Source organism: Microcoleus sp. D3_18_C4 (assembly GCF_036702355.1).
Taxonomy (GTDB): Bacteria; Cyanobacteriota; Cyanobacteriia; order Cyanobacteriales; family Microcoleaceae; genus Microcoleus.
Genome location: NZ_JAUBTF010000011.1, coordinates 66,973 through 83,772, shown reverse-complemented (window position 1 = coordinate 83,772; position 16,800 = coordinate 66,973). Strand labels below are relative to the sequence as shown.

General features: G+C 46.8%; 14 protein-coding genes. 7 read left to right on the top strand and 7 right to left on the bottom strand.

What is annotated here, in order from left to right:
* Positions 1–102: 102 nt before the first annotated feature.
* From thrC to purU, 3 genes are all read left to right on the top strand, one after another.
* Positions 103–1,227: a threonine synthase gene (gene thrC, locus QUA90_RS08055; RefSeq protein WP_333321788.1), complete on the top strand. Its 1,125-nt coding sequence runs from the start codon at positions 103–105 to the stop codon at positions 1,225–1,227.
* Between the two features lie 129 nt (positions 1,228–1,356).
* On the top strand, positions 1,357–1,977 hold the full coding sequence (locus QUA90_RS08050) for a Uma2 family endonuclease (RefSeq protein ID WP_333444809.1): 621 nt from the start codon (positions 1,357–1,359) through the stop codon (positions 1,975–1,977).
* A gap of 113 nt (positions 1,978–2,090) precedes the next feature.
* Complete coding sequence (gene purU, locus QUA90_RS08045) at positions 2,091–2,945, top strand: formyltetrahydrofolate deformylase (RefSeq protein ID WP_333444807.1); 855 nt, start codon at positions 2,091–2,093, stop codon at positions 2,943–2,945.
* A 137-nt stretch (positions 2,946–3,082) separates the two neighbouring features.
* Here purU and QUA90_RS08040 read toward each other — a convergent pair whose 3' ends face one another.
* Both QUA90_RS08040 and QUA90_RS08035 read right to left on the bottom strand, forming a co-directional pair.
* Positions 3,083–4,072: a mechanosensitive ion channel family protein gene (locus QUA90_RS08040; protein ID WP_333444805.1), complete on the bottom strand. Its 990-nt coding sequence runs from the start codon at positions 4,070–4,072 to the stop codon at positions 3,083–3,085.
* Positions 4,073–4,495: 423 nt separating this feature from the next.
* Positions 4,496–5,131: a hypothetical protein gene (locus QUA90_RS08035; protein ID WP_333444803.1), complete on the bottom strand. Its 636-nt coding sequence runs from the start codon at positions 5,129–5,131 to the stop codon at positions 4,496–4,498.
* Positions 5,132–5,274: 143 nt separating this feature from the next.
* Between QUA90_RS08035 and QUA90_RS08030 the strand changes: the two genes are divergently transcribed.
* Both QUA90_RS08030 and QUA90_RS08025 read left to right on the top strand, forming a co-directional pair.
* A complete protein-coding gene (locus QUA90_RS08030; protein ID WP_333444801.1) occupies positions 5,275–6,300 on the top strand; it encodes a YihY/virulence factor BrkB family protein in 1,026 nt (341 codons plus the stop codon).
* 238 nt (positions 6,301–6,538) lie between these two features.
* Positions 6,539–7,201 carry a hypothetical protein gene (locus tag QUA90_RS08025; protein WP_333444799.1) on the top strand — a complete coding sequence of 221 codons (663 nt, stop codon included), beginning with the start codon at positions 6,539–6,541 and terminating at the stop codon, positions 7,199–7,201.
* A gap of 188 nt (positions 7,202–7,389) precedes the next feature.
* On the opposite strand, the gene QUA90_RS08020 is transcribed toward QUA90_RS08025, so the two are convergent.
* Positions 7,390–7,620: a hypothetical protein gene (locus QUA90_RS08020; RefSeq protein WP_333389407.1), complete on the bottom strand. Its 231-nt coding sequence runs from the start codon at positions 7,618–7,620 to the stop codon at positions 7,390–7,392.
* A gap of 207 nt (positions 7,621–7,827) precedes the next feature.
* On the opposite strand from QUA90_RS08020, the gene QUA90_RS08015 reads away from it, so the two are divergent.
* Entirely contained in the window at positions 7,828–8,004 is a 177-nt protein-coding gene (locus tag QUA90_RS08015) for a ribbon-helix-helix domain-containing protein (protein WP_332979594.1), read from the top strand.
* Positions 8,005–8,131: 127 nt separating this feature from the next.
* Here the strand turns inward: QUA90_RS08015 and clpB are convergent, their stop codons facing one another.
* Complete coding sequence (gene clpB, locus QUA90_RS08010; RefSeq protein ID WP_333444797.1) at positions 8,132–10,747, bottom strand: ATP-dependent chaperone ClpB; 2,616 nt, start codon at positions 10,745–10,747, stop codon at positions 8,132–8,134.
* A 5-nt stretch (positions 10,748–10,752) separates the two neighbouring features.
* The gene (locus QUA90_RS08005; RefSeq protein WP_333444795.1) at positions 10,753–10,908 is read right to left on the bottom strand and encodes a hypothetical protein; all 156 of its coding nucleotides are present in this window, start codon (positions 10,906–10,908) and stop codon (positions 10,753–10,755) included.
* A gap of 380 nt (positions 10,909–11,288) precedes the next feature.
* Between QUA90_RS08005 and QUA90_RS08000 the strand changes: the two genes are divergently transcribed.
* Positions 11,289–11,981 carry a DUF2259 domain-containing protein gene (locus QUA90_RS08000; protein WP_333444793.1) on the top strand — a complete coding sequence of 231 codons (693 nt, stop codon included), beginning with the start codon at positions 11,289–11,291 and terminating at the stop codon, positions 11,979–11,981.
* 608 nt (positions 11,982–12,589) lie between these two features.
* On the opposite strand, the gene QUA90_RS07995 is transcribed toward QUA90_RS08000, so the two are convergent.
* Positions 12,590–14,296 carry a calcium-binding protein gene (locus QUA90_RS07995; RefSeq protein WP_333444791.1) on the bottom strand — a complete coding sequence of 569 codons (1,707 nt, stop codon included), beginning with the start codon at positions 14,294–14,296 and terminating at the stop codon, positions 12,590–12,592.
* 516 nt (positions 14,297–14,812) lie between these two features.
* Positions 14,813–16,528 carry an ATP-binding protein gene (locus QUA90_RS07990; RefSeq protein ID WP_333321815.1) on the bottom strand — a complete coding sequence of 572 codons (1,716 nt, stop codon included), beginning with the start codon at positions 16,526–16,528 and terminating at the stop codon, positions 14,813–14,815.
* Positions 16,529–16,800 lie beyond the last annotated feature (272 nt).

The following is a 16,800-nucleotide window of genomic DNA, read 5'->3' as shown; positions in this document are numbered from 1 at the left end:
TTAAGTTACTTTAACCTGAACCGATCGTATTAAACATCAAATTAACCGATCAAGCTAAAATTAGTGTAAATTCCTTAGCCATTGCCTAAAACCATTGACATCGTGACCCTGATTCTACCTGCTACTGACTCTGCTGCTAACTCCGCTGCCCGCGCAGCCGAGCCGAAACGCTACGGCTGGCCCGGCTTGATCGAAGCTTATCGCCCCTACCTGCCGGTCACAGAAACCACGCCGGTAGTGACCCTCCAAGAAGGCAATACTCCCCTGATTCCAGCACCTGCGATCGCCTCTATCATCGGTCGAGACGTGCGCGTCCTAGTGAAATACGACGGCCTCAACCCCACTGGTAGTTTCAAAGACCGGGGGATGACAATGGCGATTTCCAAGGCAAAGGAAGCTGGTGCCGAAGCTGTAATTTGCGCCAGTACCGGCAATACTTCGGCCTCGGCCGCCGCCTACGCCCGACGCGGGGGGATGCGAGCTTTCGTGTTGATTCCCGAAGGTTACGTGGCTTTGGGCAAGTTGGCGCAAGCTTTGCTTTACGGTGCGGAAGTCATTTCGATTGGCGGAAATTTCGATCGAGCCTTAGAAATTGTCCGCGAAATGGCTGTCAATTATCCGGTGACATTGGTCAACTCCGTCAATCCTTACCGCTTGGAAGGTCAGAAAACCGGAGCTTTTGAAGTGGTGGACGCCTTGGGCGACGCCCCCGACTGGCTGTGCATTCCCGTGGGAAATGCGGGAAACATCACAGCATACTGGATGGGTTTTTGTCAATACCACCAAGCCAAAAAATGTTCGCGCTTGCCGCAGATGATGGGATTTCAAGCAGCCGGGGCTGCACCGTTGGTAACGGGCTCACCGGTATCGCACCCAGAAACCTTGGCGACGGCGATTCGGATCGGCAACCCCGCTAGCTGGAAACAGGCGATCGCAGCTTCCGAAGCCAGCCGCGGCAGTTTTGCTGCCGTCACCGACGCCGAAATTCTGGACGCTTACCGCTTGTTAGCATCGCAGGAAGGGATTTTCTGCGAACCGGCGAGTGCAGCTTCTGTGGCCGGCTTGCTGAAGGTAAAAGATCAAGTTCCGACTGGGGCGACGGTGGTTTGCGTGTTGACTGGTAACGGTTTGAAAGACCCGGATACCGCAATTAATCACAGCAACAATATGTTTAAAAGCGGTATTGCTCCGACTTTGGATGCAGTAGCTGGGGCGATGGGATTTTAAAAGAAGGAAGAGGGAACAGGGAAATATGAAAACTCTTTGTCATCTTCTCTCTCTTCTCTTCCTCTGCGTCCTCTGCGTCCTCTGCGGTTCGTTAAAAAAATTCTTAATTCATCACTAGGAGCAAACAGAATGGTTCAATCACCTGCCAAACTTCTAAGTGTTGATGAATTTATTGCCAACTTTGGCGACAGCGAGCGTTACGAACTAATCGATGGTGAATTAACCGAAATGGAGCCCACGGGGCCGCACGAACAAGTATCCGCCTTCCTCGGGCGAAAACTCAATGTAGAAATCGATCGTCTGGATCTACCCTACTTTATTCCCCCTCGCTGTCTCATCAAATTATTAGGAACAGCAACAGCGTTCCGCCCCGACGTACTTGTAGTAGATCGAACTCAACTAATTAATGAACCTTTGTGGCAACAAGAACCTGTAATTACATCGGGAAACTCAATTAAACTAATCGCTGAAGTCGTCAGCACCAATTGGCAGAACGACTACGCCCGCAAAGTTGAAGATTACGCAATGCTGGGAGTGCCTGAGTATTGGATTGTGGATTATCTGGGCATTGGCGGCAGAGAATATATTGGCAAACCCAAACAGCCGACAATTACGATTTGTATGCTGCGAGAAGATGAGTATCAAAAACAGTTGTTTCAAAAGAGCGAACGACTGATTTCTTCACTCTTCCCAGACTTGCAGTTAACCGCACAACAAATCTTCGGAGCAAGCAGTATTTTAAATTCCTGATTACCAAACGGCGGTAGTTCGAGTAACAGTAAGCTGCGTAGCGTACACCCTACAGAATAACTTCAAAGAGCTTGTATGCTGCGGAGCGTCAATAAAACTTTAGCGATTATACAATGACTAGCCCTACTGCAACCCTGTTAATTGCCTGTCCCGATCGCAAAGGACTCGTCGCCTTACTTGCCAATTTTATCGCGTCCCACAACGGCAATATCATCCACGCCGATCACCATACAGATTTTACCGCCGGATTATTTCTGAGCCGGCTAGAATGGCAATTAGATGATTTTGACTTAACCACCGAACAAATAACACCTGCTTTTAGTGAAATTGCCAAGGATTTACAAGCCAATTGGCAACTGCATTTCTCCCAAAAAATTCGACGGCTTGCGATCTGGGTGAGCCGTCAAGATCATTGTTTATTAGACTTAATTTGGCGACAGCGAGCGCAAGAAATCAGAGGTGAAATTCCCCTGATTATCAGCAACCATGAAAATTTAAAGCCCATTGCCGCACAATACGGTATCGACTTTGAGTATATTCCCATTACTAAAGACAATAAAGCTATTCAAGAAGCACAACAGTTAGAACTTCTTAAAAAATATAATATTGATTTAGTAGTTCTGGCGAAATATATGCAAATTTTGAGTCAAGACTTTATCATAAAATTTCCCAATGTGATTAATATTCACCATTCATTTTTACCCGCGTTTGTGGGTGCAAATCCCTACGAAAGGGCTTATGAAAGAGGGGTAAAAATTATCGGTGCAACAGCCCACTATGTTACCCCCGATTTAGATGCGGGCCCGATTATCGAACAAGATGTTGTGCGCGTCAGTCACCGCGATGAAGTGTCTGATTTGGTTCGCAAAGGTAAAGATTTAGAAAGGGTTGTGTTAGCAAGAGCGGTGCGATATCATTTACAAAATCGTGTTTTAGTTTACGGCAATCGGACTGTGGTTTTTGCTTGAAAATTAGGTATCATATCAATCCTGGTTTGTTACTCCTTTGATCACTCGGCGGGTGATATCAATTCCGGTTGCACGATCGCAGTGTAGCGACTCCCAAAGTTTTCTCAACTTGATATTTTTCATGAATTGTGACGCGCTTAAGATTGTCCATTGTCGTCAATTTGCGATAGCCCTTGGGTCAGTTTTCGCACAGAGGCACTAATACGACGAGGTTTCGGAACTTTACGTTTGTCTGCAGGCCATCCTTCACGCTGCTGGGAGCGATCGCCATCGGTTTCTTCGGTTTGATCGTACAACAAGATGTTGCGCGTGGGATAAGGCAAATCGAGGCCGTTTTCCACATATAGCTTTTTTTTAATAGCACAAATTACCTTGTCGCGCGATCGCAGATCGTCAATTCGGCGCGGCGGAGCAATCCACCACCGAACGCGGATATTGACGGTACTTTCTGCTAACTCCATCGCCAGCACATCGGGTGCAGGAGCTTTCAAAACCTCCTTCAGGCTGTACAGTGCTTCCAGGATTAACTGCTTGGCGTGGTCAATATCGTCGCCGTAACCAATACTAATATCGTATTCCATGCGGCGTTTATCGAAAGCAGTATTCACTGTCACCGAATTCGTAAACAATTCGGCATTTGGAATGACAATCCGCCGACCATCATAAGTTTGGATTGTTGTAGCGCGGGTCTCAATATTTTCTACCGTTCCCTCAAAGTTTTTAAACACAATTTGGTCATCGATTCGGAACGGTTCCGTCAACAGAATTAGGATACCGGCTAAGAAGTTTTGCAAGATATCGCGAAATGCAAAACCAATCGCCACCCCGCTAATTCCCAGCAGTTGCACCAAATCGCCAGCTTTTAATGTAGGAATTACAATCGAAAGAGAAATAAATAGACCAACTAAAACGATCACACTCTGGGCTAACCGTCCTAACACCAGCCCCAAATTTCGAGCTTGGTGGTGGTGGCGGGTAAGTCGCCTGACCACTCTCTTAATTTGCCTCCCCACAAAGTAAAAAATTGCAAAGACAATTAAGGCCAGCACAATATTAGGCAGCATGATCATAAAGCTGTCGATCATGCTCTGAATCTTTTTCCAGACTATAGATATCTCTGCCTTCATGAAGTTTCCTCGCGCATCAGTCGTTGTCGATAGTAGTAAAATTTAGCTCGATTAAGTTCTATCTAAAGACTGTAGGTTGGTACGACGCGAGGAAGATTTTTTGGCAGTCCTCAAAATTTTGAATGCAGATTATAGGTTGGGATATAGTACAGTTACATCGATTAGTATATTATCCGTAGATGCGGAATAATATCATTTCCGGTTACACCGGAATGATGTTGACTGTTGACGGTTGACAGTGAACAGTCAACAGTGAACAGTGAACTCGAATTTACTCTTCCGATAGAACCGGAATTGAATATCATCAAGAAGCTGAGAAATTAATGCCGCTTAATTGCCGGAAAAGCAAAAACAACACATCGGTAACTAAATCCCACCTGCTAAGGGGACTCGCCATGCCGACAATTCCTGAATTTGTAACTCCTAATTCCCAAAGGGCGGTAAATCGAGTAACTGATTTTTAGAAGGTGGAAGCTGGGCGGGATTTTTGCCCGTTTGGGCGGAAGTTTGGCGGATTTCTATCGCAGTTTCGCCAGGATTTGCAGTGCGAGTAGGTACTATCTCCAAAGAATATACTGTCTCGGTTTTTGCAGGAGCGGGATTTTGGGCTTTCGTGAGCAAGTCAACAGCATCTCCGAGGGCGCTAGTTAAATTTTTGCTCGTTTCGGCGTGACGGGCTTCTTCTTGTTTGAGGGCTTGAGTGAGTTGTTTAACTTGTTCGATCGCCCGATCGCGCTCTTCGAGGACTTCTGCTAACTTAGCTTTAAGTTCGCCTACTGTTTCCAGTTGTGCGATTTCCTGCTGGCGAGCAACTCCAGCATCGTCGCCTTCGGGCATAATGGGGGAAAAATTTTGTAATTGCTCTATTTGTGCTTCCAGAGAAGCGATGCTTTGCTGAGTTAATTTGGCATCATTCCGCCGCTGTTCGGCTTCGGTATTGTAGAGTTGGCGCCATTGAGCAGCACTTTCACCGGCCTCATCGCGATCGCGCGAAACTTCTGTTAACTGCTGTTGCAGCCGCTTGATTTCATCTAACCACTGTCTGACATCCTGAGCCATAATATTGATTTTAGATTTTAGATTTTAGATTTTAGATTGGGGAATTGGGAATTGGCAATTGGGAATTGGCAATTGCGAGTTGATAATGGCTTAATTAATTAACGACTTGTGTACCTCATCTTTCGCCCCGTTGCCTGTGCGCTATGAACATTTTTTACTGGTTGCGCTACCTGATTTTAGCTTTGTTTAAGGCGCTTTTAAGCTTGCTTCGAGCTCTCAAACGGAAATTTGGGGGTTTTTGGCTGTTTTGTCGGTGTTTGACTTGGGACACGCTCAAGGAAGTCGGCGCGAAGGCAGGAGAACAGCGCTTGCCGGGGCTGTCTGCGGAAATGGCCTACAATTCTATGCTGGCGCTGTTTCCGGGGCTGTTGGCTATCTTATCTGCGATCGCTCTGTTTGAACCTTTGCAGTCAACACTTTATCAAATCGCCCGTCTTTTGGGCGAAGTTATACCCGATGACGTGCGGAATTTGATTGGTGGCTTAATCAAAGAAATTCTGCTAACTCGCAGTAAAGGGCTGTTTTCGGTGAGCTTTCTTGGGGCGATTTGGGCATTTTCTGGAGTAATGAGCGCGGCGATGGCTGCACTCGATCGCATCCATGAAATCCCTAGCGATCGAACTCGACCATTTTGGAAAGCAAAACTTATTTCTTTGGCGCTGAGTATCGGCACAATTGTGCTGTTAATTCTAGCATCGGGAGTAGTCTTTGTCAGCGACTTAATTGTACAAGCTATTGCCCGCCAGAGTTGCCTGCTGGAGTCCGTCGCCAATTGCGATTTAAAAGATGTTCAAAATTGCTTGCTACTCGCCAGCACTTGCCCTTTGGAGTCGCAACTGTTAGGTGTTTGGCGGCTGTGGCGGTGGCCGATTTCTTTGGGAATTGTATCACTGGCTTTTGCCTTTATTTACCGCTACGGGCCTAGCCGCCGCCAACAAGACATTCCTCTTGTGTCAGGAGCTGTTTTTGCTGCTATTTTGTGGGCGCTATTTTCAGCTTTATTTCGGTTTTATGTTTTGCATGTGGGCAATTTTAGTTGGGCTTACGGCACAATCGGAAGTTTTATTGTGTTGCTGCTGTGGCTGGATATTTCTTCTTTGGTGATGCTGATCGGCGCTCAGTTGAATGTGACAGTGGGAAAGGCAATGAAACAATCAAAATCAAAATAATTTGTTAAACTTTAATTGTTAATTCTTATTTGTTATTTGCCGGATGCTGGCTTACCGACGGAGTAAAGTGCTGAGGATACCCGCAACAAAAGACAACAAAATCAGTATCCAGATAACACCACCGGGAATGAATGTCAATATTCCAACACCTCTGAGAATCCAAACTAGGAGGGTGAGGCCCAGGATAGTCAAAAAGATGCGGGTAGATAGTCGCATTTGAAATTTAGGAGAATTAGTCATGTTGAATGTTAAAGTTTTGTCTGGATCAATGATAGCTGTTTTATTGGCGATCGGCAGTTACCTCACCTTAATTTCGGTTCCGGGTTCCGCTATTGCGCCTGGGGGTGCAAATAAGCTGGGAGAAGTGGCAAATGCTGCTCAAAAAACACCTTCTGCAAGTTTAACGATTTCCGATCGCACAATTGGAGCGGCGAAGGTGGGGATGACTTTAGGACAATTGAAAAAGGCTCTCGGTTCCACAGCACAGTTTAAAGTAGAGTCTCCTTTTATGGTAGACTTTGATTCTGTGGCAGTTAGTCGATCGGGAAAAGTGCAATATCGGATTATTTATGCTGCGGGTACAAAGCTAAAAGATACCGATGTCATTGAACTTTTGATGACTGAAAATGCTAATTATAAAACAGTTCAGGGCGTCGGGCCGGGAATGACTCTGAAACAAGCGGAGGCAATTTACGGCAAGGCGACTTTATCTTATAACGTGGATAATGAAATGAGAGAAGGGGTTGTATTTGCCAAGCAACCCACTAGAAAAATTATGTTTGTTCCCAAGGCTGAGGGGAAGCAGTTTGCGGGGGTTTATGGCCCTGGTCAAGGGGGATTTTATCAGACTAATAAGTATCAGCCAAATGCTGTGATTCGCTCTGTGATGGTGCGGCAGTAAGTTAGTAGAGACATCCCAACAGATAACTCGGCGATTGAAATCGCTTCTACAGAAACTATCGTCCCAGCAGAGGGGGACTTAAGAAAGGAAAGACGATCGCACTTATCAAAAAAAGTACGCGCGTGCGAAGCTATCCCGTAGGGAATCGCCAATGTTTAGTTAACTGAAACCGCCGCGAAAATTACCATTTATAACGCGGTGGTGACGGAATTGGAAGGGTGGCAGGTCGCGGATAAACGGTGACTGTCCCCACTGCGATCGAACACAACCTCAAACTTAACGTGAGGTATAGTTTGTCGCAAAAACTGAAAATGCCCGTCTGCATCTGAAGGACTGCGGAAGCGGGCAACAATAATCCATTGCTCAGAGGGTAACAAACGGGCGATCGCCCAACAGCACAAGCGTTCTTTGTACGTCATAATAGAATCCGTCTCCATTGAATGTTGGAGCCAGAGCCAGCCCGGAACCTTCCACAGTAAGGGGCTGGCTTTTGACTGTTTACAGGTAGCATTATAACACATAATGACGTACAATAACCTTAAATGACTTAAAATGAAATATTTTTATCGGTCTTAACTCAAAACAGCGTAAGATGGACTGTGTTGAGATGTTTTGCAGTACAACGAATGGCTTCACGGGGACGAGTTACCGCATACTTGCCAGAAGAGATTCAAAAAGCTCTCGAAGAATGGGCAGAAGAAGACAGCAGATCCGTTAGCAGTTTGGCAACGTACCTGCTGACGAAATCTGTTCGAGAACGCCAAGAGTTGAAAAAAGATAAATCAGAAAGCGATCGCCCTTAAGAACGATCGCCCGCAATCCGATCCGCGTCCATCCGCGTCCATCCGCGTCCATCCGCCTACATCTGCGGTAAAAAAAAGAACCACCGCCTCAAAAAAATAAGGTGGGCCGCAGCCCACCCTACTCAAATTATTTCGCAGTCACCAACTGTGCCGGCAGCCGCTTAAACGCCAACCTTTCATTCTCGATATCCACAAAAATGGTATCGCCGTCAGCAAAATCTCCCCGCAAAATACCCTTCGCCATTTGCGTTTCCAACTCGCGTTGAATTCCCCGCTTCAATGGCCGCGCACCGTAAACCGGATCGTAACCAATTTCTGCTAAGAAGTCTATCGCAGATTCCGACAATTTCAGAGACATCTTGCGATCGGCTAACCGTTTTTCCAACCGCTTCACTTGCAACAGCACAATCTGCCGCAGTTCGGTCTTACTCAAACCGTGGAAGATAATCATCTCATCAATCCGGTTCAAGAATTCCGGGCGGAAAGTTCCCCGCATCGCTTCCATTACCCGACTCCGCATTTGTTCGTTATCTCCCGCCACATCTAAAATGTATTGAGAGCCGACATTCGATGTCATAATAATCACAGAATTCTTAAAGTCTACCGTGTGACCTTGAGCATCAGTAACGCGGCCGTCATCCAGAATTTGCAGCATGATGTTGAATACATCCGGGTGCGCTTTCTCGATTTCATCGAATAGAATCACCGAGTAAGGACGGCGGCGCACAGCCTCAGTTAATTGTCCACCCTCATCGTAGCCAACGTATCCCGGAGGCGCACCAATTAACCGCGAAACTGCGTGTTTCTCCATGTATTCCGACATATCAATTCGCACGATCGCTTCTTCCGTGTCGAACAGATAAGCCGCTAATGCTTTGGCTAACTCAGTTTTACCAACACCCGTGGGGCCGAGGAAGATAAAACTCGCAACCGGACGATTTGGGTCGGCTAAACCTGCGCGCGATCGCTGAATTGCATCTGCAACCGCAGTCACTGCTTCATCCTGTCCAATTACCCGCTTGTGCAGTTCATCTTCCAAGTGCAGAAGTTTCTGCATTTCCGATTCAACCAACTTGCTAATCGGAATTCCCGTCCACTTGGAAATAATCTCCGCAATGTCACCTTCCGTGACTTCTTCCCGCAGCAAAGTTTTACCTGTGGTTTGAGTTGCTGAAAGTTGAGATTCAGCTTCTTGCAGTTGTTTTTGTAATTCGGTTAACTTGCTATATTTCAACTCAGCAGCACGGTTCAGGTCATATTTTAATTCAGCCTGCTGAATTTCAATATTCACCTTATCAATCTGTTCTTTAATCTTTTGAATGCTGCCGATGACACCTTTTTCCGATTGCCACTGGGCATTCAAAGCGCTTTGCTGTTCCTTGAGGTTCGCTAAGTCTTTTTCCAGTCTTTCCAAGCGTTCGATCGAAGCGGCATTGCTTTCTTTTTGCAGCGACAGTCTTTCCATTTCTAGCTGCAAAATCCGGCGATCGATTTCGTCGAGTTCTTCCGGCTTGGAGGTAATCTCCATTTTGAGTTTAGCTGCTGCTTCGTCCACTAAATCAATGGCTTTGTCGGGGAGGAAGCGATCGCTAATATATCGAGTAGACAAAGTAGCCGCCGCCACTAGGGCGCTGTCAGAAATTTTAACGCCGTGGTGAACTTCGTACCGTTCTTTCAATCCCCGCAAAATCGAGACAGTATCTTCAACAGTGGGTTGGTCAACATAAACTTGTTGAAAACGGCGTTCTAGTGCCGCATCTTTTTCGAGGTACTTGCGGTATTCGTCGAGAGTTGTTGCACCGATACAGCGCAATTCTCCCCTCGCTAACATGGGTTTAAGTAAGTTGCCGGCATCCATCGATCCTTGAGTTGCGCCGGCCCCGACAACGGTGTGAATTTCATCGATAAATAAGATGACTTTGCCGTTGCTGTCCATCACTTCTTTGAGCACCGCTTTCAAGCGTTCTTCAAATTCCCCCCGGAATTTTGCCCCTGCAATTAATGCGCCCATATCTAAGCTAATTAATTGTCTGTCTTTGAGAGATTGCGGCACATCTCCGGTGATAATTCGCTGGGCGAGTCCTTCGGCGATCGCAGTTTTGCCGACTCCCGGTTCCCCAATCAATACCGGATTATTCTTGGTGCGACGGCTCAAAATTTGAATCGTGCGGCGGATTTCGTCATCCCGTCCGATTACCGGATCGAGTTTGCCTTGACGCGCGGCTTCAGTCAAATCTCGGCCGTATTTTTCCAGCGCTTCGTATTTGCCTTCTGGATTTTGATCGGTCACTTTGTTCTTCCCCCGGACTTGGGTAATGATATCTTTGAGCTTGGCTTCATCTAGTTTAAATTCTTGTAGTAAATTTTTGCCAAAGCGATCGTCCTTAACGTAACCTAGTATCAAATGCTCGATCGAAATAAATTCATCGCCGTACTCTTTGCGATAAGTTTCGGCGCGATCGAGCAAAGTGTCGAGAGAACGACCGAGATAAACGTTGCCGCCGCTTCCAGTAATTTTGGGCTGACGACTGATAAACTCATCAGTGCGATCGCGCAATTTTGCTACAGAAACTCCCGCTTTGTTAAATAAGCTGCTAGCAAGTCCCGATTCTTGTTCCAGCAAAGCTTTCATCAAATGTTCGCTTTCTAGCTGCTGCTGCTGACCTGCTTTGACGATTTCGGGGGTGCGGGCGAGGGCTTCCCAGGCTTTTTCGGTAAATTGGTTTGGATTATTCGGTTGCATAAATTTTAATTCCCTGCATTAAAAATGATGGCTGCTGTAGAGGCAATTGCTCGATCGCCCGTACAATTGTCATTGTAGGGAGTTACGGAGGGCGATCGGATCGGTGTTCCCCTATCTGTAGATAGGTATTTCCGTCCTTTGTCGCAGTCTCTGGCAGCCAAAAGCAAACTGTCGCCCCTAAAAGTTGCACTCTTCGATAAAACTGAGATGTTGCACCATTCTCAATAAGCTTTTTATGAACAGGCTTTTCGGCCTGTTCCACAAGAAAATTCACTCTTTGTGGAACAGGCCGAAAAGCCTGTTCTTGAGAATAGTGCAAGATGTGAGATAAGACCAAATCTCACATTAAAAATGCTTTCTAGTGCCACTTGAAAAAACGGCACATTCTTAAACAGTCTCCTGCTGCGGAAAATGGAGAAACACTCATGTAAATAGGAGAGAGGACTTGAGAAGCGTCACAGTCCTATAGCGAAACCCGAAGCGTTATTGTTTTACTCATCAATAACAGCCGCTATAACTCTCACACCTGGAAAATATAGCTATGAAAATTGTACCTTTAATTTCGTTAGGTATTATAGCAAGTGCCGCGATCGCACTAGCCCCTGAAGCTTTGGCAAGTACCTGGCGTGCCGCACACCGGATGTCTGGTTTTTCCGCCGACAGCAATTACTACTTGTATCTAGAAAGTTCCAGAGATACTGGAGCGGGAATTCCCAAAGCCGAATTGCAAATTGTCCAAGTTGCTGCAAATTCCTGCATCAGAAATGGGTGTATCGAAACTAAATATGGCGAGCCTGACTCCAATAAAAGCACTAAAATGGCAGAAGATGACTTGCTTAAAAAAAGTTGGAATAGCAGGCAAACTTTGAAGTTAACTCCTCCTCAAGCTGGAACTAAACTGAACATTATTTCTCGTACTCCCGGAGCCAATGGAAGCGAGACAGTCGCCGTCAAAGTCAATACAGCAAAGCCTTTACAAATTCGCCTGGAACAGCGGCAAAAAACTACTCCTCCTGGCAAAGAAAGCGCGGCAATGCGTCTTGTAATTAATCATAACGGTCGGCAGCGTGTCCTCGGAACGCTGAACAATTTTCAAGATTGGGTGTTCTCTTATTCCATCCGAGAAGTTCGTTTGTCTCCGAACGGGCGCAATGTCGTTGTCCTGCTGGACAAGACAGAACGCACTTTTGAAGGAGTCTTGAAAACTACTGTTGTACAAGGCTTTGTTCTTTAGACTTGCTATATTCCCAGGTTTTAACCTGGGAATTATCAAAACTTACGCAGAACCCCTATATGTAAGGTTCACAACGCGCACCTACAGATAGAGTCTGTGCGTAAGTCCGGGTCTGGTTGTTAATTATTCTTTATTGTGATAATTGATATCAAATCCGCGTTTCCTCGTCGGGCGTAAAGCCGAATCAAGCTGCCAACAAATAATTCGCGCAATTTTCATTTTTTTGACTCACAGTCAACAGTCAACAGTCAACAGTCAACAGTCAACAGTCAACAGTCAACAGTCAACAGTCAACAGTCAACAATATTTCAAAAACTGTTCGATTACACGCTCCAACGACGGTAAAAGGGGCGGCGGAGGTTCGGACAAGACAGATTGGCGGGGTTGTTGCCGATCGCAGAGACTGTTTCTCGATCGGCAACAACCATTTTTGGGCTTCTCATAAAAATTTAAGTTTGCTCAATTCGCTGTTGCTTTATTGTGAAGCAAGCGGTAAAACTAGGTTACACAACTGCAATAACCGTGCCTATTAATGCCAAGGATTGTTTGCCAATTTTAATCATGTTCCCTGAGTAAAGGTGATTTCACAAATGACCGCTTTACTATCTCTAGACCGAGATGAAATCTTCAGAACCGATGAGATTTGGAGCAACACCTATCAAAGAAGCTAAAACTTCACCGCTGCTGGCTACTGTAATTAATGTGCCGTCAGTTCCCGGCGAAATTGATAGCTGTCCGAAGGTCAAGCCATTGATTAATTGCACGGTATCTTGAGACTTGACGAAATTAACGATCGTATCAACTCCCAATCCGACACCTAAAACAAAAACATCGTTGCCCCCACCGCCGACTAGAATATCGTTTCCTAAACCGCCGTTGAGGGTGTCAAAACCTTTGCCACCATTCAGGACATCGCTGCCGTCGCCCCCGACAAGCATATCGTTGCCTCGTAAACCCATAAGTACGTCATTCCCTTCCACACCGTTGATGATGTCGTTGCCGCTGGTGCCAAACAGGATGTCGTTGTCGGGACTGCCGTTGATGCTGTTATCAGGAGGGTTATTGCCTGGAGTGCTACCGGTGTCAGAAACAAAGACATCGAGGCGGCTATTGAAAGTAAAGTTAGTATCCCCCGGTACGAGGTTACTAGCCTCAGATGAAAACGCTACTTTCTGCCCATCTGCAGAGATGGAGGACTCGAAGGACCCGTTGTTCCCCTGATTGCCTGCTGAGTCAACAGAGACGCGGGTGGTGGTATTCGTCAACAAATCCCGCACGAAGATATCGTGGCTATTGTTACTATCCCCCGGCACGAGGTTGGAGGCATTAGAAGAAAACGCCACAAACCTCCCGTTGGCTGAGACGGAGGGGCTGAAGACGGAGGAATCGTTCGCCTGATTGCCGGCTGAGTCAACAGAGACGCGGGTGGTGGTATTGGCTAGCGTGTCCCGCACGAAGATGTCGTGTCTATTGTTAGTATCCCCCGGCACGAGGTTGGTGGCATTAGAAGAAAATGCCACCAACCGCCCGTCGGCTGAGATGGAGGGTTCGCCGAACCCATTATTCCCCTGATTACCTGCTGAGCCAACAGAAACGCGGGTGGTGGTATTCGTCAACAAATCCCGCACGAAGATGTCAGGGTTATCGTTAGTATCCCCCGGCACGAGGTTTGTGGCATCAGACCTAAATGCCACAAACCGCCCGTTGGCTGAGATGGAGGGTTCGCCGGAATACTTGTTTCCCTGATTGCCGGCTGAGTCAACAGAGACGCGGGTGGTGGTATTGGCTAGCGTGTCCCGCACGAAGATGTCAGGGTTATCGTTAGTATCGCCCGGCACGAGGTTGGTGGCAAAAGATAAAAATGCCACAAACCGCCCGTCGGCTGAGATGGAGGACCCGACGGAATGGCTGTTCCCCTGATTGCCTGCTGAGTCTACAGAGACACGGGTGGTGGTATTGGCTAGTGTGTCGCGCAGGAAGACATCGTTTTTATTGTTACTGTCCCCCGGCACGAGGTTGGTGGCATTAGAGGAAAATGCCACAAACCGCCCGTCGGCTGAGATGGAGGACGCGACGGAAATGCCGTTCGCCTGATTGCCGGCTGAGTCAACTGAGACACGGGTGGTGGTATTGGCTAGCGTGTCCCGCACAAAGATATCGGATTCAGCGTTAGTGTCCCCCGGCACGAGGTTGGATGCTGGAGATCCAAACGCCACAAACCGCCCGTCGGTCGAAATGGAAGGATGGGAGGATACTGATGGGCCTTGATTGGCCTGATTGCCTGCTGAGTCAACTGAGACGCGAGTAATATTCATAAGCCCTGATATTTCAATAGTCCGAACTGTTTTTATTTCGTAGTCTGAAACCCTCGATTTTCCGTTGGTAGCTCGATCGCCTTGGAGCCTTGAAACCCTTATTCTACGGCTGGTAATCAAAAACTGTCCCAAGTATTGATATTTAAGAGTACAACTTTGGAGATGGGTTTTGCGATCGCACGGCAATTGGGGCTATTTACACTTTATGCCCTAACAGCCTTGGCGGTTGCTATATCAATATATTTTAAAATTTCCCTCTTCCTTCCTCCCTCTTTCTTTTTCCTTGAATATCTGCCTCCTGACTATTGACGAATGCTCAATAATTAATCCGTGTATCCGTGTCAAAATCCATATATTGCCTCACCGAAAGCATCCAGGATACAAGCCCCCGGATTCATCCGTCCAGAAATAAAAAACCTGTATCCGATGAAACTTGCCCCCCGAATTTATCCGTGGGGTCAAGGCTTCAATTCTTTAATCTAAAATCTAAAATCTAAAATCTAAAATCGATTGACTTCATGCCTGCATCACAACCCGTTCCGGGAGACTGACAATAAAAGTTGAACCTTTACCGTCTTCGCTTTCGACGCTAATTTCGCCACCGAGAATTTGACACAAACGCTGGCTAATTGTCAATCCCAAACCTGTGCCTCCATACTTGCGGGTAGTCGAAGCATCAGCTTGGGTAAAAGGTTTAAATATCTGCTCTAATTGCTCGTTTGTCATGCCGATGCCGGTGTCGCTGACTCGAAACATTAAAACTTGAGAAGTGTAGCTTGAACCCGATTGAATATCATTATTTTTATTTGGTTTCGTCGGTCTTGATTTTTCAATTTTAATTCTTTCCACGCCGATAGTAATGACGCCTTTTTCGGTAAATTTGGCAGCATTGCTGAGCAAATTAAGGAGAATTTGCCGCACTTTCGGTTGATCGGCGTACATTGTGCCGAGTTCGCCTTTTGTTTTTAGTGCTAAAGCATTGCCTTTTTTTTCTACTAGCGGTTGAGCCGTAGTCATCACTTCTTCAATCATGGTCGCCACGTCGAAGTTTTCCAAATAAAGGGTGACGTGACCGGCTTCTATTTTGGAAATGTCGAGGATGTCGCTGATCATATCCAGCAGGTGTTTGCCTGCGGTTTGAATTTTTTCTAAGTCCGGGAGAAAGTCTTCTGAACCGGAATCTTGAGCATCTTCTTGCAGCATTTCGCTGTAGTTAATGATGGCGTTGAGGGGGGTGCGTAGTTCGTGGCTCATGTTGGCGAGAAATGCACTTTTGGAGCGGTTAGCAGCTTCGGCGGCTACTTTTGCTTCGTGCAATTCTTCTGTGTATTCCGCTACTCTTTGGATTAGTTCGTTGAGGGAAATTGCTAGCATTCCCACTTCGTCGGAAGTAGTGACGGGTACTTGCAGGTCAAAGTTAGATTCTTCTGTCACTCGCTGAGCAATGAGGGTGGTGGCTTCTAGGGAGCGAGCGATCGCCCCGCTGGTGTATGCTGCTAGAATTGCTGCGATCGCACCTGATATCAAGAGAGAGCCAACGAGAATGAGAGTTCCGAGTTTTTCGGCATTTTCGTAGGTTCTCAATGCCTCGTCTGCTTTCTCGCGAAAGTTGACGGCCAGTTGGGCTGAATCCTCGGAAAACTGTTTGAGTTTCAAAGCAGTTTCGCCCGCCACAAAATTGTTCAAGTTCCGCCCGAAAGCCTGCTGCTGTTGCGGATTCAAAGCAGATAATTTCGCAGTAGCCAACAATTTTTGTACTTGTTGAAAGTATGATTCTACGGTTTTGCCGTTGACTTGAGCGAACTGTTGAAGCAGTTGGTAGTCTTTGGCAATATCGGCATTCTTCGTCGGCGGTAGGGTTTGCAGTTGTTCGAGGATGCCGCTCATCTGAGCAACGCGAGTCAGGAATTCCGATCGTTCCTGATCGAAAATTTGCGGTTTGGTCGTCAGACTCGCGAGCTCTTGCTGCTGAATTCTGACTTCCTGCACCGTGTTATTGAGGTTTGTCAGGATTTCCGCTTTATCTCGGTCGATCGCTAGTTTTTCTCTAACTTGCTGTTTGTGATAGGATTCTACTCCCCGTCCCGCCACAGCACCCAAAACGGCAATACCAATGACCAAGGCGTATCCGCAGCCGATTTTCTGCCTGATACCTAAGCGGCCCAACAGACTTTTCAACCCTATTTGAGGACGGTTCTGCAGTTGATTTTTCAAAGCTAAGGTTAAAGACATGGGCAATGTACTCGTCACCTTTGAGAGGCACCATCTATATTCTAATTGATGCCTGCATGAGGGTAAATAAAGTTCTGGCTTCAAGCCAGGTTTCGGCAGTTGTGGGGTCTTTGCAGGGTTCCACAGCTCGATCGGCTTGACAGTTTGGAGCAGTTATGCGTAACAAATTATAGCAGAAGGAAGAAGGCTCTTCGGCTGCCTTCGGCTACATTCCCTTCGGCGATGCGATCGGGCAAGTCGCGGTTCCTGAGCCAAGTCGAAGGGCAGGGCAA

What these genes read in the sequence shown, in the direction of transcription:
- QUA90_RS08050 (WP_333444809.1), top strand. Translation starts at nt 1,357, where the DNA reads ATGGTTCAATCACCTGCCAAACTTCTAAGTGTTGATGAATTTATTGCC.
- purU (WP_333444807.1), top strand. Translation starts at nt 2,091, where the DNA reads ATGACTAGCCCTACTGCAACCCTGTTAATTGCCTGTCCCGATCGCAAA.
- QUA90_RS08040 (WP_333444805.1), bottom strand. Translation starts at nt 4,072, where the DNA reads ATGAAGGCAGAGATATCTATAGTCTGGAAAAAGATTCAGAGCATGATC.
- QUA90_RS08035 (WP_333444803.1), bottom strand. Translation starts at nt 5,131, where the DNA reads ATGGCTCAGGATGTCAGACAGTGGTTAGATGAAATCAAGCGGCTGCAA.
- QUA90_RS08030 (WP_333444801.1), top strand. Translation starts at nt 5,275, where the DNA reads ATGAACATTTTTTACTGGTTGCGCTACCTGATTTTAGCTTTGTTTAAG.
- QUA90_RS08025 (WP_333444799.1), top strand. Translation starts at nt 6,539, where the DNA reads ATGTTGAATGTTAAAGTTTTGTCTGGATCAATGATAGCTGTTTTATTG.
- QUA90_RS08020 (WP_333389407.1), bottom strand. Translation starts at nt 7,620, where the DNA reads ATGACGTACAAAGAACGCTTGTGCTGTTGGGCGATCGCCCGTTTGTTA.
- QUA90_RS08015 (WP_332979594.1), top strand. Translation starts at nt 7,828, where the DNA reads ATGGCTTCACGGGGACGAGTTACCGCATACTTGCCAGAAGAGATTCAA.
- clpB (WP_333444797.1), bottom strand. Translation starts at nt 10,747, where the DNA reads ATGCAACCGAATAATCCAAACCAATTTACCGAAAAAGCCTGGGAAGCC.
- QUA90_RS08000 (WP_333444793.1), top strand. Translation starts at nt 11,289, where the DNA reads ATGAAAATTGTACCTTTAATTTCGTTAGGTATTATAGCAAGTGCCGCG.
- QUA90_RS07995 (WP_333444791.1), bottom strand. Translation starts at nt 14,296, where the DNA reads ATGAATATTACTCGCGTCTCAGTTGACTCAGCAGGCAATCAGGCCAAT.
- QUA90_RS07990 (WP_333321815.1), bottom strand. Translation starts at nt 16,528, where the DNA reads ATGTCTTTAACCTTAGCTTTGAAAAATCAACTGCAGAACCGTCCTCAA.